We start from the raw sequence: 18,953 nt of genomic DNA, 5'->3' as shown, positions 1-18,953 counted from the left end.
CCACAAACAGGAACTCAACGAAACATACGTTTCATGTATACCTGGCGACATTCCATGAACACACGAAAGGCAATAAAGAGCCCTTTGCTTTTGACAACGCAGCGAATGCGGGAAATGTTAAGATGTCCCGTCTGCCACTCCAGGGGGGCGGGGCACTCCATTATTTATGTGTGGTATCTGCGGAGAAATTACCTGGAAGGATCGTCAACCTGATCTGGGCGCCCTCGCGGCGATGTCCCAGACGATGACCCGCCGTGGCCCGGACAGCTCGGGCATGGTGAGTCGTGGACGGGTGGCATTGGCCCACCGTCGGCTCAAGATCATCGACTTGAGCGAGGCTTCCCAACAACCGATGGTCGATTCCGACCTCGGCCTTTCGATCGTCTACAACGGCGCGATTTACAATTACCCGGAGCTGCGGCAAGAGCTGCTGTCCAAGGGCTACAAGTTCTTCAGCCACGGCGACACGGAGGTCATCCTCAAGGCCTACCATTGCTGGGGCGAAGACTTTGTGAAGCACCTCAACGGCATGTTTGCCTTCGCCATCAGCGAGCGCGATACCGGCAAGGTGGTGCTGGGGCGCGACCGCCTGGGCATCAAGCCGCTCTACTACGCCGAGACGGCCGACGGGCTCCGCTTTTCCTCCACCCTGCCCGCGCTGCTGCAGTCACCGGGCGTGGACAAGAGCATCGATACCGTAGCGCTCAACTACTACATGAGCTTCCACTCCGTCGTGCCCGCGCCGCGCACGATCGTGAATGGCGTGAAGAAGCTGCTCCCGGCCACCCTCATGATCATCGACGGCGAGGGCCGCAGCCGGGAAAAGCGCTACTGGGACCTGCAATACGGCCCGCGCCCCGAACACGAGGGCTTTGATTTTGAAGACTGGAAGACCGCGACACTCGACGTGCTGCGCCGCTCGGTCAAACGCCGCCTGATTGCCGACGTGCCGGTGGGTGTGCTGCTCTCCGGCGGTCTCGACTCTTCGCTGATCGTCGGCCTGCTGGCCGAACACAGCAACCAGAGCATCGAGACCTTCTCCATCGGCTTTGAGACGGTGGGTGAAGAGCGCGGCGACGAGTTCCAGTACTCCGACATCGTGGCGGCCCGCTACAACACCGCCCACCATAAGCTGCCGATCGACAGCCGCCGCGCGCTCTCCGCGCTCAAGGAGTGCATCGGCCAGATGTCCGAGCCGATGGTGAGCCACGACAATGTGGGCTTTTACCTGCTCTCGCAGGAAGTCTCCAAGTTTGTGAAAGTCGTGCAGAGCGGCCAGGGCGCGGACGAAATCTTTGCCGGCTACCACTGGTACCCGCCGATGATGACCAGCACCAAGCCGGTCGACGACTATGCGCGCGTCTTCTTCGACCGCGACTTCGCCGAATACTGCGCCACCGTGCAGGAGCGCTTCCACGAGCGCGACTTTGCCCGCGAATACGTGTCGCAGCACTTTGGCCGCCCGGGTGCGGATGCCGCCATCGACCAGGCCATGCGCCTCGACACCGAGGTGATGCTGGTCGAAGACCCCGTCAAGCGCGTGGACAACAACACGATGGCCGCCTCGCTGGAGGCCCGTGTGCCCTTCCTCGACCACGAGGTGGTGGAATTCGCCGCCGCGATGCCCGCCAAATACAAGGTGCCCGAAGGCGGCAAATACGTGCTCAAGGAAGCCGCCCGCCAAGTCATCCCGCACGAGGTGATCGACCGCCCCAAGGGCTACTTCCCCGTCCCGGCGCTCAAGTACCTGCGCGGCGAGTTTTTCGACTTTGCCAAGGATGCCCTGCTCAACGACAAGGCACGCGAACGCGGTCTCTACCAATCGGATTACGTCGAAAAGCTGTTGAAAGACCCGGAGAAGCACATCACGCCCCTCCGTGGTTCCAAGCTCTGGCAGCTCGCCCTGCTGGAACGCTGGCTCCAGACCCATGGCATCTGATTTGCTAGTCTCTCCCCTGCTTAATGTGCCCAGCCCTGCCCGTCGGACTTCTCCGGCGCAGGGCCGCCCTCACTGACTCGCACCGCCCCTATGGAAGCTTCCCCTCCTGGCGTTATTCTCCCCTGTGGCTGGGGTCGCCTGATCTTTGCGCATACTTTCGTCGATCCGACCAAGGTGGCGGAAACCCTGCTCAACGAAGAGCCCGGCCAGCGCGACATCGCCTACTACATCGTAGACCCGCACCTGGTGCTCAACCACGCGCCACAGTCGCTCTTTCTCGACCCCTCCAACTCTTACCGGCTCAACTTCGAGGACTACCAGCCCTCGACCCGCGAGCTGAACGGCTTCCGCATCGAGGCCGTGCAGCAGCGCGCCGATCTGGAGGAGGCCAACCGCATCTACCGCACGCTCAATATGGTGCCGGTGGATGTGGATTACGCGCTCGAACACCGCGAGTGCGATAAACTTTACTACGCCGTGGCCCGCAGTGAGGCCGACGGCAGCATCTTGGGCGTCGTGATGGGCGTCGACCATGCGGCCAATTTCGACGACATCGAAAACGGCAGCAGCCTCTGGTCTCTCGCCGTCGATCCACAAGCCGAGTTCCCGGGCATCGGCGAGGCCCTGGTGCGCCACATCGTGGAGTATTTCCGCGACCGGGGCCGCGAGCAGCTCGACCTCTCGGTGATGCACAACAACCAGAACGCGATCCGCCTCTACGAGAAGCTCGGCTTCCAGAAGGTCGCGATCTTTGCGGTCAAGTGCCGTAACCGCATCAACGAGAAGCTCTTTATCGGCACGCCCCCGCACGAGGGCTTCAACCCTTACGCCACGATCCTGATCGACGAGGCCTTGCGGCGCGGCATCCACGTGGAGCCGCTGGACCCGAAACGGGGCTACTTCCGCCTCAGCCTCGGCGGCCGCGTCATCACCTGCCGCGAATCACTCAGTGAGCTGACCAGCGCGGTCGCCATGAGCCGTTGCGACGACAAGGAACTGACGCGCGACCTGCTGGAAAAGCACGGCGTCTCCGTGCCCGCCCAGCGCATCGCCGGCAGCCCCAGCGATAACCGCGCGTTTTTGCAGGAGCACGGCAGCGTGGTCGTGAAACCAGCCCGCGGTGAGCAGGGCCGGGGCGTGTTTGTGGACGTGCGCACGCCGGAGGGCGTCGAAAAATCCATCGCCGCCGCCCGGGAGGAAGACGAGCGCGTGCTGCTGGAGCAATATGTGACCGGCGAAGACCTGCGCATCATCGTGATCCATTACGAGGTCGTGGCCGCCGCCATCCGCAAGCCGCCGGAAATCTGCGGCACCGGCCAGCACACCATCCAGTCGCTGATCGAAAGCCTCTCGCGGCGCCGCTCGGCCGCAACCGGCGGGGAAAGCAAGATCCCGCTCGACGGTGAGACGGAACGCTGCGTGCAGGAGGCCGGTTACGACATGGACAGCACCCTCCCCCAAGGCGAAAAGCTGCGCGTGCGCAAGACCGCCAACCTCCACACCGGCGGCACCATCCACGACGTCACGGCCGACCTCCACCCGGAGCTGGCCGCCGCGGCAGTCAAGGCCGCCCAGGCACTGGAAATCCCCGTCGTCGGCCTCGACTTCATCGTGCCCGACGTGACGAAACCGGATTACGTGGTAATCGAAGCCAACGAACGCCCCGGCCTCGCCAATCACGAGCCCCAGCCCACCGCCCAGAAGTTCATCGACCTGCTCTTCCCCCAAACCATGGGCAACGCTCCACCCCGCCCCAACGGCGAAGCATAGGAAAAGGATCTTTCTGAACAGGAGTTTGGGAAGTTAAAGGAGTTGTTTTTTACTCCTGATACTCCTGTTCAAATCCTCCCGCTCAGCTTTTTGCTTTCCACGGGCGAGGGCTTTGCGCAGTGTGGACCCTTATGCAAGCAGGCATCGTCGGACTGCCCAATGTCGGGAAAAGCACGCTCTTCAACGCCGTGACGCGCACTCGTAAAGCCGAGGCGGCCAACTACCCGTTCTGCACCATCGACCCCAATGTGGGCGTCGTCCAGGTGCCGGACGACCGTCTGGAGCCGCTGCGCAAGCTCGCGGGCACACAGGTGACCATCCCCGCCTCGATCGAGATCGTGGACATCGCGGGCCTCGTCGCCGGTGCCAGCAAGGGCGAAGGACTCGGCAACAAGTTCCTCGCCAACATCCGCGAGGTCGATGCGATCATCCAGGTAGTGCGCTGCTTCGAGAACGACGACATCATCCACGCGATGGGCTCCGTCGACCCGGTGCGCGACATCGAGATCATCATGACCGAGCTGATCCTGGCCGACCTCGAAAGCGCCGAAGCCCAGCACCAGCGCCTGATCAAGCGCGCGCGCAGCCAGGACAAGGACGCCGTCGCGGCCGTGGCCCTGCTCGACCGCCTCCTCCCGATCCTCGGCGAGGGCAAGCCCGCCTTTACCCTCGAAGTGGACGACGAAGACAAGGCCCGTCTGCGCCAGTTCAACCTGCTGTCGGTCAAGCCCGTCATCTTTGCCTGCAATGTGGCCGAAGACGATCTCGCCGACCCGAACGCCAACCCCTACGTACAGGCCGTGCGCGCCTACGTGGAGAAGGCCCACGACGCCGGCATCGCCATCATTTCCTCCCGCCTTGAGGAAGAGCTGAGCGAAATGTCGCCCGCCGAAGCGAAGGAATTCCTCAACGAAATGGGCGTCAGCGACTCCGGCGTGAGCAACCTCATCCGCGCCACCTACGACCTGCTCGGCCTCGCCAGCTACTTCACCGCCGGCGAAAAGGAAGTGCGTGCCTGGACCTTCAAGAAGGGCATGACCGCGCCCGAATGCGCGGGCGTGATCCATACCGACTTCCAGAAGGGCTTCATCAAGGCCGAAGTCGTCGCTTACGACGACCTGGTGAAGTATGGCACCAAGGCGGCAGCCCGCGAAGCGGGCAGGGTGCGCCTCGAAGGCAAGGAATACCTCTTCAAGGACGGCGACGTCACCGAGTTCCGCTTCGCGAACTAGGCTTGAAGGGCTCTCTTCACAGGAGACTGTGAAGTAAATGAAAGAGGAGAATAAGGGTGCATTATCGCATCCTTTTTCCTATACACATCTTCGTTAACGTCGTTTTCTTCTGTTTTAACCTCTCTCACGTTTTCGATGAACCTGCTGCTCCTGCCTGAAGCCAGCGAACGCTTTACGCTCTCCGCGCGGGATGCGCGGCTGGAACACATCCGGGGGGTCTTGCGCGTCCAGGTGGGCGATCAGCTCGATGTGGGGGCTGTTTACGGGCCGCGCGGCAAGGGCACCGTCACGTCCATCACTCCGACGTCGGTCGAGCTGGAGCTGACGTGGGGAGAGACGCCGCCCCCTCCCCCGCCGGTCGACCTGTTGGTAGGCCTGCCCCGCCCCAACACAGCCAAGAAGATCCTGCAAGACGCGACCACGCTCGGCGTCCGGCGGATAATCTTTGTGCAGACGGGCAAGTGCGACCCGGCCTATGCCCGCAGCAGCCTCTGGAGCAGCGGCGAATACCGCGAGCACCTCCGCCTAGGGGCCGAGCAGGCCTTTACCACCCATTTGCCCGAGGTGGGCGTCTTTACCGACTGGGACGAGGCCCTCGCCACCCTCGCGCCCGACAGTGCACGCTGGGCCCTCGATGTTTACGAGGCCACCGGCGCCCTCAGCACCGTGCCGCTCAATTCCCGCTCCGTGACCCTCGCCCTCGGCCCCGAACGCGGCTGGAACGCTCCCGACCGCAAGACCCTCCGCGACACCGGCTTCATCCTGCTCTCTCTCGGCTCCCGCGTCCTCCGCGAAGAAACGGCGGTGGTCGCGGCCCTGGCACTGGTGCTGGCGAAGCTTGAGGTGATGTAGGGGTGATTGGAACAGGAGTTTTGGGAGTTAAGGAGTTTTAAAACAGAAGAACACGAAGAACACAAAGGTCTGTACCTGACTGCTTTCCCTTCGTGTCCTTTGCGACCTTCTGTTTATTCTGAAATAACTTCTTTTACTCCCAAAACTCCTGTTCAAAACCCACCTTCCTTAAGCCACGCCCATTCCTGACTTTACAAAAGCGTCACATCGGCGACAGTAGCGTTTCATGCCTGCTTCTCAGCAGCATATTACCCCTGAGACGCGGATGGGAGCGCAGTTGGTGCCGGAGGGTGGAGTGACCTTTCGGGTCTGGGCACCCACCGCCAAGGCGGTCTACGTACGGGGAGATTTCTCCGAGTGGCGAGGCCGTAACCATACCCGCCTCGTGCGACAGGGGGGCGGCTATTGGGCGGGCTACGTGCCGCAGGCGCGCGAGGGCGACGGCTACGAATACGCCATCGTGGGGCGCGGCAGCATCGGACCCAAGCGCGACCCCTATTCCCGCGAGCTGAGGCTACGACGCGGCAAGCGCAAGAGCGTGATCCGCGGCAGCGACTACCCTTGGCAAGACAGCGACTACCGCACACCTGCCTGGCACGAGCTGGTGATCTACCAGTTGCATGTGGGCACCTTCGACGCCCCCGCGTGGCCCGAGCGACAAGGCACCTTCCTCGACGTGGTGCGCCACCTGCCGCGACTGCAAGCGCTGGGGGTCAACGCGCTGCTGCTGCTGCCGATCCACGGGGTGCCTACCCAGTTTTCGATGGGTTACAACCCGGTCGACTACTTCGCGCCCGAGCTGAACTACGTGGTGCCCGACGACCAACTGGGGCCGTATCTGGACGAGGTCAACCGGCAACTGGCGAGCTTCGGGCGCCCACCGATGGAGTGGCACATGCTCTGCGGCGGCATGCGGCAGCTCAAGACGCTGATCAACCTCGCCCACCTGCACCGCCTCGCCGTACTCTTCGACGTGGTCTACAACCACGCGGGTGGCGACTTCGGGCGCGAAAGCCTGCACTTTTTCGACCGCCAGTATCGCGGCAATCACAACCGCTCCCTCTTCTTTACCGACCAAGGCTGGGCGGGCGGCCTCGTCTTCGCGATGTGGAAGCGCGAGGTGCGCCAGTTCCTGATCGACAACGCCCAGTTCTTCCTGCGCGAATACCATGTCGATGGCTTCCGCTTCGACGAAGTGAGCGTGCTGCTCCAACAGACGGGCCATAACGGCTGGCAATTCTGCCGCGACCTCAACGACACGCTGCGCCACCGCCACCCGGCCGCGTTCCGGCTAGCGGAGCATTGGCCCGTCTCGGGCTCGATTGTGCGGCCCACGGAGGAGGGCGGCGCGGGCTTTTCCGGCACCGTGCACCAGGGGCTGCGCGACAGCCTGCGCCACGTGCTGCGCCAGGCCAGCTACCCCGGCTCTCACGCGCTCGACCTCGACGGCGTGGCGCGGGAACTCCGGGCCGGCGGGCTGCGCCACCACTGGCAGGCCATCCAGTGTCTCGAAAACCACGACATCGTCTATTTCGAGCCCGGCAATGGCGACCGCGGCCCCCGCCTGCCCGTGCTCTGCGACCCCAACGACCCGGGCGGCTGGTATGCGCGCAGCCGTTGCCGCGCCGCGCTGGGCCTGCTGCTGACGGCACCCGGCATCCCTCAGCTTTTCATGGGGCAGGAAGTGCTCGAAACCCGGAGCTGGTCGGACAACCTCGTGCTGCACGGCCATCACCGGGTCGACTGGCAAGGTGCGGCGCACGACCGTCACCGTCGCGATTATTCGACCTTCCTGGCGCACCTGCTGGAATTTCGCCGCTCCCGCCCCGCCCTCACCGCCGAGGGCCTGCGCGTGGTGGCGGTGCACAATCAGGACCGCGTGCTGGCCTACTACCGCTACGTGCCAGGCGAAGGCAAAGAGGTGCTGGTCGCGATCAACTTCAACCACCGCTCGCACTTCGAGTATCGCCTCGGCTTCCCCCACAGCGGCCAGTGGCACGAGGTCTTCAACAGCGACGTCTACGACCACTACGTCAATCCCTGGCGCCAAGGGAACAGCGGCGGCGTGCAGGCCGACGGCCCCGGCTGCCACGGCCTCGCCCACAGCGCCCGCGTCGTGCTCCCGGCCTTGAGTATGGTGGCGTTCAGCCGGCAGGCGTAGCGGCAGCGGACTGGAAGGATGCCCTTGCCTTCCACGCCATCGCCGCAAAGCCGGCACCCCCAGCGAACGCCATGGCATCTACCGCCCATGTGCCGGGGTTTGGCGACCAAGGGGCGACCCCCGCGAGGCCGAGCAGGCTGCTGAAGGGGATGGCGAAGGTGCAGGCGGCGCAGAGCCAGAGCAGCTCGTCCGTGGCCCGGGCGGAACCACGCCAGAAGGCCCAGCCGAGAGCCAGCGCCAGCACAGCGTAGAAGATCCCCGCGTGCCAGTCGTCGAGGTGCAGGGTAGCCGGGAGCCACTTGGCGGCAGCAATCGTCAGCGAGATCCCCGCCATGGTGCCCAGGCAAACGCCCGCCGTGAGGCCGGAGAGGAACCGCACCGAACGCGGCTGCGCAAGCGCCGGGTTGGCGGCGGTAAGGCGCTTGCGACGGGCCTCGACCCAGAGCACGTTGCCGGTGTAGAAGAGGAACGCGCCGGACAGCCCCAGTGCCACATAGGCCCAGCGGATGGGCGTGCCGCCAAAGTTGCCGAAGTGCAGGCCGAAAAACGTGGTGATGATGGCGAGGCGGCTCGGCTGGCGGTCCGGGAAATAATCCGTCTGCACCAGCTCCCCTGTATAGGGGTCTGCCACGCCGATGCCAAAGGTGGGGCCGCGCAGCATGTAACGGTTGTCGTGGCCGAGGATACGCGCCACGGTACCCGCCGGAGTGCTCCGGTATTCAATCTGTTGGATCTGGAACGTTGGGGCCTGCTCCGCCAGTCGGGCGGCCATTTGGGAAGGCAGCAACATCGCCTGGCCCTCGGCGGGCTGGCTGAGAGCCGGCGGGGCAGGCCTCGCCAGCTCTGCCTGTCGCCCCTGGTAGAGCACGGCGTCCTGCACATCGTAAAACTGGTGGTGGGAGGCGAAGACCACCGCCGTAAGGGCGATCATCACGTGAAACGGCAGGCTGAAGATGCCCAGCGTATTGTGCATGTCCAGCCACTTGCGGCGCACCGCCCGTGCCCTCGCGCGGATGAGGAAGAGGTTTTTGACCAGCGTCGGCACCAGCACGACCACCCCGGAAACGAGCGCGAGGAAGTAGAGCAGCGAAACGACCCCGGTGACGGGCATGGAGATGTCGTGGTCGAAGGGCAGGCCCACTTGCTGGTGCAACACGTCGATGAACTGCGCGACCGGGGAGCCGCCGGTCTCCTGTACCACGAGTGCGCCCGCGTCGTCGAAAGCCGCGCCGTAGACGTGCGGGGCCGAATGGTGGTCCGCCGGGTCGCGAATCGTCCAGGTGACGCGGGCGGGGTTGGCGGGCGACGGGGCGAAGTTGATCGCGTAGGCCTTGCGGGCCTCCGGATGCGCCTCCACCGCCTGGCGGGCCAGTTCCGGCGCCTCGTCGAGCGCAACGGCGGGCGGCAGGGCCGTGGAAGGAGCCGAAGCCCAGCGCTGCAGCGGCAGCTCGAACATCGTGATCGCCCCGGCGTAAAAAGCGATGAAGAGGAACAGCGCCGACGTGATCCCCACCCAGGTGTGGACGGCCTTGTAAGTTTTGACGATATCGGTGCGCATAGCCTAGTAGAAGAGGGCGCGGCCGCCAAAGAGCAGTGCGTAGGTGAGCACGGTGGCGCCGCCCAGCCAAAGCCAGGCGCGCAGGCTGTCGCGAAAGAGAAAGCAGGCGGCGAGGATCGGGCACCAGAAGAAGGCCACCGACCACATGGCGATCTGGTCGACCGCGTAGGCTTCGACGCCGCCGGGCCCGAAATAGGCCAGCAGGCCGCTGAGGCCGACCGAGAGCGGGAAGCCGAGCACGACCGCAGCGGCCACCTTGCCAAACCAGTTGGCGGGCGTCAGCGGGGCAGGAGATTTGGTGGACTGGCTCATGAAGTGCGACGCAGGAAAGCGATGAAGGGCAGCGCAGACCCTTCGAGCATCAGGATGACGAGCCAGCTCGAAACGGCCGCCGCCGGGCCCATGGCGGACAAAAAGAGGCCGACCGCCAGCAGCAGGCTCGCGATGCCAAGCCAGAGGCCGCCCCGGCCCAGCCCAGCCGCAAGCAGCGCCTGGTTGGGGCTGCACAGGTAAAGAACAAGTCCCCCCGCCAAGGTCAAAAGGGTCGCCGCACAGGTTGTAAGAGCAAACATCAAGACGTGCCTTTTATTAAGATTGAGACTCTTTATTAAAAAGCGCACGCCGACCTCAAGCCCCGATCCGGGAAAGCTGCCCATTAGAAGCGTGCCTTAAGGACACCAGCGGCCCTGCAATACGCGACTTTACTATCGCCCTTCAACTTTCCCGAAAACAGCAAGTTACGACATCTCTGTCACTCCCCTTGAAACCGCTTGCCCCCCGACTACGCCTGGGGCATGATCAGGTGCTTTCGGTTTGGTTATAAGACCCATGAAAGAAAGTTCCGCTCCGGCCTTATGGTCGGCCTACCGCGATGGCACCCTTCGCGGATCGTGGTCGAAAGACCTGCTGGCAGGCATCATTGTTGGCGTGCTGGCGTTCCCCCTTGCCTTGGCCTTCGCCATTGCCTCCGGGCTGCCCCCGGAGACAGGCTGGGTGACGGCGGTGGTCGCCGGCGGCCTCATCTCACTGGGCAGCGGCAGCCGCTTCCAGATCGGTGGACCCACCGGGGCCTTCGTGCTGCTCGTGCACCAGACGGTGACGCAATATGGGCACGAGGGGCTGATCGTCGCGACCGCACTGGCGGGGCTGATCCTGCTCGCGATGGGGGCGATGAAGCTCGGCGGCGTGATCCGCTACATCCCCTACCCCGTCACGGTGGGCTTTACCAGCGCCATCGCCCTGATCATCGCCACCGGGCAGATCCCGGAGCTGATGGGCTGGAGCGGCCCGTGGCCCGAACACCTGCACGAGCGCTGGATCGCGTATGCGCAGCACCTCGGCCTGACGAATTTCGCCAGCCTCGCCTTGGGAGCCGCCACGATCCTGATCGTCACCCAATTCCCCCGCCTCTCGCGTCGCGTGCCCGGCTCGCTGGTCGCGATCTTGTTGACGACGCTGCTGGCGGTATTGCTGGGGCTCGACGTGCCGACCATCGGCAGCCGCTTCCCCACGCTCGACCTCAAGCTGCCGACCCCCGGCCTGCCCGCGCTCGACTGGCACCTCATCCAGGCCCTCCTGCCTTCGGCGGTCGCGATTGCGCTGCTCGGCGGGCTGGAATCGCTGCTCTCGGCGATGGTGGCCGACGGCATGACGGGGCAGCGCCACCGCCCCAATACCGAGCTGGTGGGCCAAGGCATCGCCAACGTCGCGGTGAGCTTTGTCGGCGGGATGCCGGCCACCGGGGCCATTGCGCGCACGGCGGCCAACATCAAGAACGGCGGCGTTACTCCGCTCTCGGGCATCGTCCATGCGCTGACCCTCCTTGTGCTGGGTCTCGCGCTGGGGCGCTACCTGCAATACGTGCCCATGGCGACGCTCGCAGGCATCCTGCTGGTGGTGGCCTACCACATGAGCGAGTGGCGCTTGTTTGTGCGCCTCTTCCGCAGCCCGCGCGAAGACGTCGGCGTGCTCCTGATCACCTTCCTGCTCACGGTGTTTGTCGACCTGACGTATGCGATCCCTGCCGGGGTCGTGCTGGCGGCCTTGCTCTTCATGCGCCGCATGGCCAACGCCACCCCGCTGGAATCGCTCGACCACGCAGATCTGCCCCGCCCCGAGCTGGCCGGGCACGAGATCCAGACCTTCCGCCTGCGCGGGCCGTTTTTCTTTGGCGTAGCCGATACCTGCCTCAACACGCTCGACCGGGTGGACCGCCGCTACCGCGCCCTGATTCTCGACTTCGCCGACGTGCCGTGGATGGACGCCACGGGGCTGCGCGCCCTCGAATCCCTCGTGCGCAAGGCCGAGCGCGCCGGCAAGACAGTCTACCTCGTAGGCCTGCGCGACCAGCCGCACAGCCTGATCGCCGCCAGCCCCATCCTGGCCGACCGCCGCACCCACGAAGTCACGACACTCGAACAGGCGCTGGCGGATTTCCGGGCGCAGTAGGAACTCTGTCAGCCACGGATGAACACGGATTGCCACGGATATTTTTATCTCAGAACCTGGATTTCATCCGTGAAAATCCGGGTTCCATCCGTGGCCAAAATTCCATTCCCGCGCCTCGGACGCCCCGCAGAGAGTTGACCTAGTCGGATGCGGTGGCACATTGGGCGGAAAGTTAACCACTTCCGCCCGTGTCGATTCAGTCCCCGCATACGCCCCTGCTCGCCCCCTCAATCCTCGCCGCCGACCACGCGGAACTTTGCCGCGGCCTCGAAGCCGTCTCTGCCGCCGGCTGCTCGTGGGTGCACCTCGACATCATGGACGGGCATTTTGTGCCCAACCTCAGCTTCGGCCCCGGCACGGTTGCCGCCCTGCGCGAGCGTAATAGCCAGCTCTTTTTCGACACCCACCTCATGCTGTCGCGGCCCGACCAGTATGTGGAAGCGTTTGCCGACGCCGGTTCGCAGCAGATCACCATCCACATCGAGCCGGACTACGACGTCGAGGCCACGCTGAAAGACATCGCGCGACGCGGGCTGAAGTGCGGCCTGTCGCTCAACCCCGGCACCGATGCCGCAGCGATCAAACACCTGCTGCCGCTCGTCGACCTCGTGCTGGTAATGACGGTTTGGCCGGGCTTCGGCGGTCAGTCGTTTATCGAAGACACGCTGCCCAAGATGCGCCAGCTGAGCGAGTGGCGCGCGACCGAGGGCCACCGCTTCCGCCTGGAGGTAGACGGCGGGATCAACCTCGAAACGGGCCGCCGCTGCGCCGCCATGGGCGTGGACACCTTTGTTGCCGGGACGGCCTTCTTCAAGGCGCCCGACCCGATCGCCTTCCGCCAGATGCTCGAAAACGCCTGATGCCTCACCGCCGTCTCCCCACCGACTGGGCCCTGCCCCATGCCCTTCTCGACCGCCTCACCCCCTCCGGCGGTCGCCAGCAAGCCCTTTTTGCCGACGGGCACCTGCTGCTCTACCTCCACCGCCTGCCCGACGACGATTCGCCGGACCGCGAGGGCGTGGTCTTTTACCGCCGGCCCGATGGCGTCTGGCTAAACGAGAAGGAGCCCCGCGGCCTCCTGCTGCTCGGCGAGATGCTCGACGATTACGACAACCGGGTCGATGCGCTCGACGACCGCCTAGACGCCTCCCAACGGGTCAAAGACTACTACGAGATCCTGACTGCCGTGCACCCAATCCTGCGCGCGGTGCGCAACCTCGCCTCGACGCTCGACCGGAGCCAGGAATACATCGTCGACCCCGAGCTACTGCCCTACATCGAGCGCACGCATGTGATCTCCCGCACGGCCGAGCTGCTGCTGACCGAGGCCAAGATGGCGATGGACTACGCGATCGCCCAAGACTCGGAGCTGCAATCGCAGGTGAACCTTGAAATGGCCAAGAGCTCGCACCGGCTCAACCTGATGGTCGCGCTCTTCCTGCCCATCACGGCCCTGGCCTCTGTCTTTGGCATGAACCTCACCAGCGGCCTCGAAGGCACGGGCGACTGGCTTTTCTGGGCCTTGATGGGCATCGGCGCCCTGCTCGGCTACCTGCTGCGCATCTTCATCGAGCGCGCTCAGGTGCCCCTGCTCGACCGGCTGAAGAAGCAGAGCGACCGCCTCTCCGTCTTCATCCGCCCCGGCAATGGCAACGGGCATATAAAGTGATCTGAATCTATTCCAAACGCGAATAACCGCAGAACCCGCGCTTATTAGATTAGCGGGCAACAAACGTCGCTTGACATAATTCATATCCGCCCATAGCTAAGCGGCGATGAAACTCGTCGCTCTATCTTCATTATTCGCTGGCTGCGTCCTGCTCACCGCCTCGGCTCACGCCAAACAACTCAACGACCCTGCCACCCACGACGGTTGGCTCAAATACGGCAAGCTCGGCTGGGTCTGGAACGCCGAATACCCGTGGATCTTTCACCAGGAGCTGGGCTGGATTTACGCTACAGAAGCCGCTGCAGATGCTTCCTACTACTGGCTCTATGATGCCGAGTCGACGATGGGAGCGCAGTGGTACTATTACGGCGAAGAAGATGGCCCTTGGACTTTCACTTCCCTCTTTGGCCTCTCCAACACGCGCTTTTGGAAATGGAGCCACGTCAAGGCGGGTCTGAAGCACGATATTATCCCGATCGCCAGCGTGGAGAATGTGGAGAAAGCCAAAGACTCGCAGATCCGTGGCGTATCACTCGGTTACCGGACCCTCACCCTCCAGATCAGCTACTCCGGCGGGGGTAGTGATCGCGACGACTTCTTCCTGCTCGCAGCCTCTCCCACCAGCTGGGCAGAAGACTATGCAGTGATCGGCGCGACTCGGCGGACGGAACTGGCACTGGTGGACGGCGCCTACGGCGAACTCAGCGACACCGGCATGTATCAATCCACAGTCACCTTCGACCTTATGCCGCTGGTCGAAAACTGGCAGCTGATGCCGGGCGACAGCGTCAACCTCGTCATCGGCAGCTACACGGTCAAGTGGACCTACGCCCCCATCTTCTAAGCGGCACTCACTGCATTCTCACCATTCATGCGCCTACGCAACCTTCTCCTTCTCGGTGGCCTCGCGGTTGCCGCCTCGGCTCACGCCAAACAACTCAACGACACGCCCACCCACGACGGCTGGCTCAAATACGGTAAGCTCGGCTGGGTCTGGAACGCCGAATACCCTTGGATCTACCAGCAGGAGCTGGGCTGGATCTGGGCCAGCGAAACCAGCGCCGACCCGTCCGCCTATTGGCTGTATGTGACGCCGGTCGCCTATGACGCCTTTGCCGACTGGTACCACTACGCCGAGTCTTCCGGCCCCTGGGTTTATACGGATGTGTTCAGCGGCTTCAGCACCGAGGGTCGCTACTGGAAGTGGGATCACGTCAAGAACGGCCTTCAGCACAAGACGATTCCGATCGCGAGCCTCGAAAACGTGCCCGACACCCCAGGCGTCACCGTCAACAGCATGACGATCGACGGCGACACGTTGACGCTCGACATGAACTTCAGCGGTGCCGAGACGCGAAAGGACTTCTTCGTCTTTGCCAGCCCGCCCTTCTCGATTCTCGAAAATGCCGAGATGATCGGCGCACCACGCCAGAGCAACCTGAAGGTGGTCGACGGTGCGAAGGCCGTCTTCGATGTCTACTCGCAAGGTAGCGTCACGATTGACCTGACGACGCTCGTTGAGGCTTGGGGCTTACAAGCCGGGGACACGGTCAGCCTCTGGATCGGCGACAAATCGGTCCAGTGGACGCAGCCCGACCTGACTGGCAGCACTCCCGACGGCGACCTCCCGCCCGGTCCGTGGGGCGAGGTAGGGAATTAAGCCGCTCCACTGCCCTAATGCCCGCTGGCCGGGGTGGTGAGCTTGAGGCCCACCAGCCCGCCGACGATCAGGGCCAGGAAGAAGAGCCGCGCTGCCGTGGCCGGCTCTTTCAAAAAGATGATGCCGCACAGGGCCGCACCCACCGTGCCGACGCCCGTCCACGCGGCATAAGCAGTGCCGACGGGCAGCACTTGCAGCCCCCGGTTGAGAAACCAGAAGCTGGTGACGAGCGCCGCGACGGTAGCCGCACTCCAGCCGAGCCGGGTAAAGTTCTCCGAGGCCCGCAGGAGGAAGGGCCACGAGATCTCGATCGCGCCTGCGATCCAGACCATCAACCATGCCTGTTGCACACTCATCCCTGCCAATGCATCCAAATTACAGGCAATGGCAAGTAGGAAGAAGTGTCAAAAAAGTAGGATCGACGGGCAGCGAGAAATAAACCTGCGGGCTGCGGCGTCTTACCGATGCCCATGCCATCGCCGAAGGCCCAGACTCTCCTCGCCTGGTTGCTGCAAATCGCCGCCGCCGCGATCTTGCTGCAGACGCTGTTTTTCAAATTCAGCGGTGCGGAGGAGTCGGTCTACATCTTCAGTACGCTGGGGCTGGAGCCGTGGGGGCGCTTTGCCACCGGCACGGCCGAGCTGATCGCCGCCGGGCTGCTGCTCTCGGGCAAGCTGGCATGGTGGGGAGCAGCCCTGGCCCTTGCCATCATGCTGGGCGCACTGGGCGGCCACTTGTTTGGCGGCCTCGGCATCGTGGTGCAGGGAGACGGCGGGCTGCTCTTCAGCCTTGCCTGTGCGGTCGCTGCGATGAGCGCTTTGCTGCTGTGGCTGCGCCGTGCCCAGGCCCCGGTGCAATTCCCTGCCCCTGCTCGGGCGTAACCTTTTGTCTCACCCTTGTGTCACGATTACACGACACCTTTTTCGTGCAACGGCCGGTCTGCCTTGACGTTTTATTCTCAACCGCTTCGGTGAGGGCTGTCAGGCAACCGTTTCCAGCGCAGGCTCCGATTTCCGCGCGCGCGGCACCAAACCTGCAGTATCCCCGAAGTATCACCTTCAACCATCGCAACGTAATATGACGCTCTTCCTCCTCCTGATTGTCCCGACCATCATTCTGGGCATGTGGGCCCAGTCCCGGGTCCAAGGGTCTTACAGCAAGTGGTCCCGCGTGGGCAACCACCGGGGGATCTCCGGCCGCGACGCCGCTCGCATCGTGCTGGAGCGCGCCGGTATCCACGACGTGCAGATCGTCTCCATCCAGGGCCACCTCACGGACCACTACGACCCGTCGAACAAGCGCCTCGCCCTGAGCGAGGAAAACTACCATGGCCGCAGCCTCGCCGCCGTGGGCATCGCCGCGCACGAAGCCGGCCACGCCATCCAGCACGCCGTGGGCTACAGCATGCTGAAGCTGCGCATGAGCCTCGTGCCGATCACCACCTTCGCCTCGCAGTTGCTGCCCTTCGTCATGATCGGCGGTTTCTTCTTTGGCATGACGGGGCTGATCAACCTTGGCGTGATCGTCTACCTTGTGCTCACGATCTTCCAACTCGTGACGCTGCCGGTCGAGTTCGACGCCTCCAACCGTGCCAAGGCCGAACTGGTCAACGGGGGCGTGCTCTACGACGAAGAGATGAACGGCGTGCGCGACATGCTGGGCTCTGCCGCTTGGACGTACGTAGCCGCTTTCGTCAGCTCGCTGGCCAACTTGCTCTACCTCTTCCTGCTCAGCCGCCGCGAATAACCGGCCCCGCCGACCGTAGAGCACCAGCCGCAGGCACCCTCGCAAACAGGGTGCCTTTTTTGTGCTCCTACTCCTGCGGGCGGTGCTTCTCCAGCTCGCGGGTGACGGCGCGGATGGTGAGGGCGATCACCAAGGCAATCACGCCCGCAAAGGTCTGCGAGACGAGCATGGAGCCGTAAAACTCTACATTGATCCGCTCCACCACGTGCAGGGCGGCACCAGATTCCACCACCCGCGTGTAGATGCGCACCGTATAGACCATGGCCCACGCAAATTGCAGCCAGACGAGGGTCCACCAGACATAGATCAACGGGTGCGCATTCTCGTCCTCCCAGTATCCTGGGCGCGGGTCTTTGGCGATCCGCGACAGGACGCGCAAGGCGAAGAAAGGCATCACCAAGTTTACAAACGGGATGATCCACGCCAGCACCGCCCACAGGGGGGAAATGCTGGTGCTGTCTCCATCCATCCGGCGGGCGTTCTTGACCGCTTTGTAGGTCCAGATCAAAAGCAGCACCCAGCCGGCCATCGAGGCCAAACCAGCGATGAGAGGCAGCGGGCTCGCATAGGCAGTGGTCGCGTGGGGTGCCGGGCGGTTCATCATCCCGATTGCCACATCGATCAGCGTGAGCACGGCGGTGATGCCATATGAGATCACGATGCCATTACTCAACCCGTCGAGGGCCGACCACTCCCGCCGGGCTGGCGCGGCGGAGACGGGAGCCCAAGCGGTGGGCGCAGCCTGCGTCGCCGGTGCGGTGGGCGGCATGGGAGGAGGCTGCAGGCGGGCCAGCGCCTCATCGGTCGCCGTCTCGCCCAGCAGCTCGGAGAGAGGGCGCCAGTCGGGCATGCCCTGCTTCCAGTAGAGGGTACGGGGCGGCAGTTCACCCGCCTCGTGCAGGCGGCGGACTTCTTCTTCGGGGTATGGGCCCTCCTGGCCCCGTTCGCGCGACAGGTAGATCATAGTGGGAGTCGTGAAAATCTCAGGAATAGGCCGCGCGCAGGGTGTGCTGCTGACGCGTGACCGTTTTGACGACGTGCATCAGGCACAGCGGCGGGAGGATAAAGCCGATGGCGACCGACACGAAATAGCCCAGCCCGAGCGCGATCAAAATCCCATCATCGAGCGTCCCGGCGACGTTGGTCGGCTCCTCCTGCATCTGGACCAAGCCCACCGCCATGCCCACCATGAGCAACCCGAAGTAGCAGAGGATGGGGGCGATGCTGGCGATCCACCACACGACAATCGCGCGCGTCGGCGTCTGCGCCTGCCAGTTGTGGGGCGATTGGCTGGCCTTGGACAGCTCGCGCAGCGCCAGAAAAGGCACGATCATCGAAACGATCGGCAGGAAATAGCAGACAATCGTCAGCACCGGGGAATAGTTCAGGCCCTCCGCCCCAAAGTAGCGCAGGTTGGCCATCGCGCGGTAGAGCCACACGAGGTAAACGATCCCCGCCCCCATCACGACGACGGAGACCAGCATAAAGACAATAACCAGCGAGCCCGCCAGCAGGTCGCTCGGGCTGGAGGCGGCCACCAGCGCAAAAAATCCGACGATCAGCAATACGAAGCAGACCACCGTCGACCAGATCAGGGCCGGGATCGCGTTGGCGGGGCCACGCAGGCTGCGGTAGTGCTCGCGGGGTGCAGCAGATGTGGGCCTGGCCGCCGGCGCGGGGCGGGATACGGGGGTGCCGGTCGCGGGCGGCGGAGGAGGAGGCGGCGGCGGCACGGCTCCGGCCGTGGCGGCCCCCACCCCGGGAAACAGCGTACTCAGCGGCTGCCAGTCGGCCATGCCTTGCTGCCAGTACAGCGTCTGCGGCGACACTTCGCCAGCCTCCAGCCTGCGACGCACTTCTGCCTCGGCGAACGGCCCTTCCTGGGCTCCATTGGGCGCAATATAGATCATGTGTAGCT

The 18,953-nt window shown here is 64.1% G+C and carries 18 protein-coding genes; 12 read left to right on the top strand and 6 right to left on the bottom strand.

Annotated elements, in window-relative coordinates; all coding sequences use genetic code 11:
• The first annotated feature begins 166 nt into the window (after nt 1–166).
• From Q7P63_13175 to Q7P63_13155, 5 genes are all read left to right on the top strand, one after another.
• A complete protein-coding gene (locus Q7P63_13175) occupies nt 167–1,939 on the top strand; it encodes an N-acetylglutaminylglutamine amidotransferase (protein MDP0501040.1) in 1,773 nt (590 codons plus the stop codon).
• Between the two features lie 90 nt (nt 1,940–2,029).
• Entirely contained in the window at nt 2,030–3,709 is a 1,680-nt protein-coding gene (gene ngg, locus Q7P63_13170; protein MDP0501039.1) for an N-acetylglutaminylglutamine synthetase, read from the top strand.
• A gap of 131 nt (nt 3,710–3,840) precedes the next feature.
• Nucleotides 3,841–4,941: a redox-regulated ATPase YchF gene (ychF, locus tag Q7P63_13165; protein ID MDP0501038.1), complete on the top strand. Its 1,101-nt coding sequence runs from the start codon at nt 3,841–3,843 to the stop codon at nt 4,939–4,941.
• A gap of 135 nt (nt 4,942–5,076) precedes the next feature.
• A complete protein-coding gene (locus Q7P63_13160; protein ID MDP0501037.1) occupies nt 5,077–5,793 on the top strand; it encodes an RsmE family RNA methyltransferase in 717 nt (238 codons plus the stop codon).
• 265 nt (nt 5,794–6,058) lie between these two features.
• Nucleotides 6,059–7,954 carry an alpha amylase C-terminal domain-containing protein gene (locus tag Q7P63_13155; GenBank protein MDP0501036.1) on the top strand — a complete coding sequence of 632 codons (1,896 nt, stop codon included), beginning with the start codon at nt 6,059–6,061 and terminating at the stop codon, nt 7,952–7,954.
• Here Q7P63_13155 and Q7P63_13150 read toward each other — a convergent pair.
• From Q7P63_13150 to Q7P63_13140, 3 genes are read right to left on the bottom strand one after another with little or no spacing between them, the layout of a single operon-like run.
• Nucleotides 7,938–9,512 carry a PepSY-associated TM helix domain-containing protein gene (locus Q7P63_13150; GenBank protein ID MDP0501035.1) on the bottom strand — a complete coding sequence of 525 codons (1,575 nt, stop codon included), beginning with the start codon at nt 9,510–9,512 and terminating at the stop codon, nt 7,938–7,940. The genes Q7P63_13155 and Q7P63_13150 overlap by 17 nt on opposite strands.
• Before the next feature lie 3 nt (nt 9,513–9,515).
• A complete protein-coding gene (locus Q7P63_13145; protein ID MDP0501034.1) occupies nt 9,516–9,824 on the bottom strand; it encodes a hypothetical protein in 309 nt (102 codons plus the stop codon).
• Nucleotides 9,821–10,168: a hypothetical protein gene (locus Q7P63_13140; protein MDP0501033.1), complete on the bottom strand. Its 348-nt coding sequence runs from the start codon at nt 10,166–10,168 to the stop codon at nt 9,821–9,823. Before Q7P63_13140 ends, Q7P63_13145 begins: the two co-directional genes overlap by 4 nt.
• A gap of 172 nt (nt 10,169–10,340) precedes the next feature.
• On the opposite strand from Q7P63_13140, the gene Q7P63_13135 reads away from it, so the two are divergent.
• From Q7P63_13135 to Q7P63_13115, 5 genes are all read left to right on the top strand, one after another.
• Nucleotides 10,341–11,960: a SulP family inorganic anion transporter gene (locus Q7P63_13135; protein MDP0501032.1), complete on the top strand. Its 1,620-nt coding sequence runs from the start codon at nt 10,341–10,343 to the stop codon at nt 11,958–11,960.
• A 188-nt stretch (nt 11,961–12,148) separates the two neighbouring features.
• Nucleotides 12,149–12,820, top strand: a complete 672-nt coding sequence (gene rpe, locus Q7P63_13130) for a ribulose-phosphate 3-epimerase (GenBank protein MDP0501031.1) — start codon at nt 12,149–12,151, stop codon at nt 12,818–12,820.
• Nucleotides 12,820–13,629 (top strand): CorA family divalent cation transporter, encoded by an 810-nt coding sequence (locus Q7P63_13125; protein MDP0501030.1) that lies wholly within the window; start codon nt 12,820–12,822, stop codon nt 13,627–13,629. Before rpe ends, Q7P63_13125 begins: the two co-directional genes overlap by 1 nt.
• A 106-nt stretch (nt 13,630–13,735) precedes the next feature.
• Nucleotides 13,736–14,473, top strand: a complete 738-nt coding sequence (locus tag Q7P63_13120; protein MDP0501029.1) for a hypothetical protein — start codon at nt 13,736–13,738, stop codon at nt 14,471–14,473.
• Nucleotides 14,474–14,500: 27 nt separating this feature from the next.
• Nucleotides 14,501–15,289: a hypothetical protein gene (locus tag Q7P63_13115; protein MDP0501028.1), complete on the top strand. Its 789-nt coding sequence runs from the start codon at nt 14,501–14,503 to the stop codon at nt 15,287–15,289.
• Nucleotides 15,290–15,303: 14 nt separating this feature from the next.
• Here Q7P63_13115 and Q7P63_13110 read toward each other — a convergent pair whose 3' ends face one another.
• On the bottom strand, nt 15,304–15,645 hold the full coding sequence (locus Q7P63_13110; GenBank protein ID MDP0501027.1) for a multidrug efflux SMR transporter: 342 nt from the start codon (nt 15,643–15,645) through the stop codon (nt 15,304–15,306).
• Between the two features lie 114 nt (nt 15,646–15,759).
• Here Q7P63_13110 and Q7P63_13105 point away from each other — a divergent pair, with 114 nt between their 5' ends.
• Nucleotides 15,760–16,170, top strand: coding sequence for a DoxX family protein (locus tag Q7P63_13105; GenBank protein ID MDP0501026.1), 411 nt, complete (start codon nt 15,760–15,762; stop codon nt 16,168–16,170).
• 196 nt (nt 16,171–16,366) lie between these two features.
• Nucleotides 16,367–17,035, top strand: coding sequence for a zinc metallopeptidase (locus Q7P63_13100; GenBank protein ID MDP0501025.1), 669 nt, complete (start codon nt 16,367–16,369; stop codon nt 17,033–17,035).
• Nucleotides 17,036–17,102: 67 nt separating this feature from the next.
• On the opposite strand, the gene Q7P63_13095 is transcribed toward Q7P63_13100, so the two are convergent.
• Together Q7P63_13095 and Q7P63_13090 are read right to left on the bottom strand one after the other, a co-directional pair.
• Nucleotides 17,103–17,999: a DUF4328 domain-containing protein gene (locus tag Q7P63_13095; protein ID MDP0501024.1), complete on the bottom strand. Its 897-nt coding sequence runs from the start codon at nt 17,997–17,999 to the stop codon at nt 17,103–17,105.
• A 19-nt stretch (nt 18,000–18,018) separates the two neighbouring features.
• Nucleotides 18,019–18,945, bottom strand: coding sequence for a DUF4328 domain-containing protein (locus Q7P63_13090; protein MDP0501023.1), 927 nt, complete (start codon nt 18,943–18,945; stop codon nt 18,019–18,021).
• Between the last annotated feature and the right edge of the window lie 8 nt (nt 18,946–18,953).

The sequence above is a fragment of the Verrucomicrobiota bacterium JB022 genome, from assembly GCA_030673845.1.
Lineage (GTDB): Bacteria > Verrucomicrobiota > Verrucomicrobiia > Opitutales > Oceanipulchritudinaceae > WOUP01.
Note: the sequence above shows the minus strand (reverse complement) of the source record. Positions and strands in the feature narration are given on the sequence as shown.

Bases quoted from the DNA above. Each gene is read 5' to 3' on its own strand.
- Q7P63_13100 (MDP0501025.1), top strand. From the start codon at position 16,367: ATGACGCTCTTCCTCCTCCTGATTGTCCCGACCATCATTCTGGGCATG.
- Q7P63_13135 (MDP0501032.1), top strand. From the start codon at position 10,341: ATGAAAGAAAGTTCCGCTCCGGCCTTATGGTCGGCCTACCGCGATGGC.
- Q7P63_13160 (MDP0501037.1), top strand. From the start codon at position 5,077: ATGAACCTGCTGCTCCTGCCTGAAGCCAGCGAACGCTTTACGCTCTCC.
- Q7P63_13095 (MDP0501024.1), bottom strand. From the start codon at position 17,999: ATGATCTACCTGTCGCGCGAACGGGGCCAGGAGGGCCCATACCCCGAA.
- Q7P63_13125 (MDP0501030.1), top strand. From the start codon at position 12,820: ATGCCTCACCGCCGTCTCCCCACCGACTGGGCCCTGCCCCATGCCCTT.
- Q7P63_13105 (MDP0501026.1), top strand. From the start codon at position 15,760: ATGCCATCGCCGAAGGCCCAGACTCTCCTCGCCTGGTTGCTGCAAATC.
- Q7P63_13120 (MDP0501029.1), top strand. From the start codon at position 13,736: ATGAAACTCGTCGCTCTATCTTCATTATTCGCTGGCTGCGTCCTGCTC.
- ychF (MDP0501038.1), top strand. From the start codon at position 3,841: ATGCAAGCAGGCATCGTCGGACTGCCCAATGTCGGGAAAAGCACGCTC.
- Q7P63_13115 (MDP0501028.1), top strand. From the start codon at position 14,501: ATGCGCCTACGCAACCTTCTCCTTCTCGGTGGCCTCGCGGTTGCCGCC.
- Q7P63_13110 (MDP0501027.1), bottom strand. From the start codon at position 15,645: ATGAGTGTGCAACAGGCATGGTTGATGGTCTGGATCGCAGGCGCGATC.
- Q7P63_13090 (MDP0501023.1), bottom strand. From the start codon at position 18,945: ATGATCTATATTGCGCCCAATGGAGCCCAGGAAGGGCCGTTCGCCGAG.
- Q7P63_13175 (MDP0501040.1), top strand. From the start codon at position 167: ATGTGTGGTATCTGCGGAGAAATTACCTGGAAGGATCGTCAACCTGAT.
- Q7P63_13145 (MDP0501034.1), bottom strand. From the start codon at position 9,824: ATGAGCCAGTCCACCAAATCTCCTGCCCCGCTGACGCCCGCCAACTGG.
- ngg (MDP0501039.1), top strand. From the start codon at position 2,030: ATGGAAGCTTCCCCTCCTGGCGTTATTCTCCCCTGTGGCTGGGGTCGC.
- Q7P63_13140 (MDP0501033.1), bottom strand. From the start codon at position 10,168: ATGGGCAGCTTTCCCGGATCGGGGCTTGAGGTCGGCGTGCGCTTTTTA.
- Q7P63_13150 (MDP0501035.1), bottom strand. From the start codon at position 9,512: ATGCGCACCGATATCGTCAAAACTTACAAGGCCGTCCACACCTGGGTG.
- Q7P63_13155 (MDP0501036.1), top strand. From the start codon at position 6,059: ATGGGAGCGCAGTTGGTGCCGGAGGGTGGAGTGACCTTTCGGGTCTGG.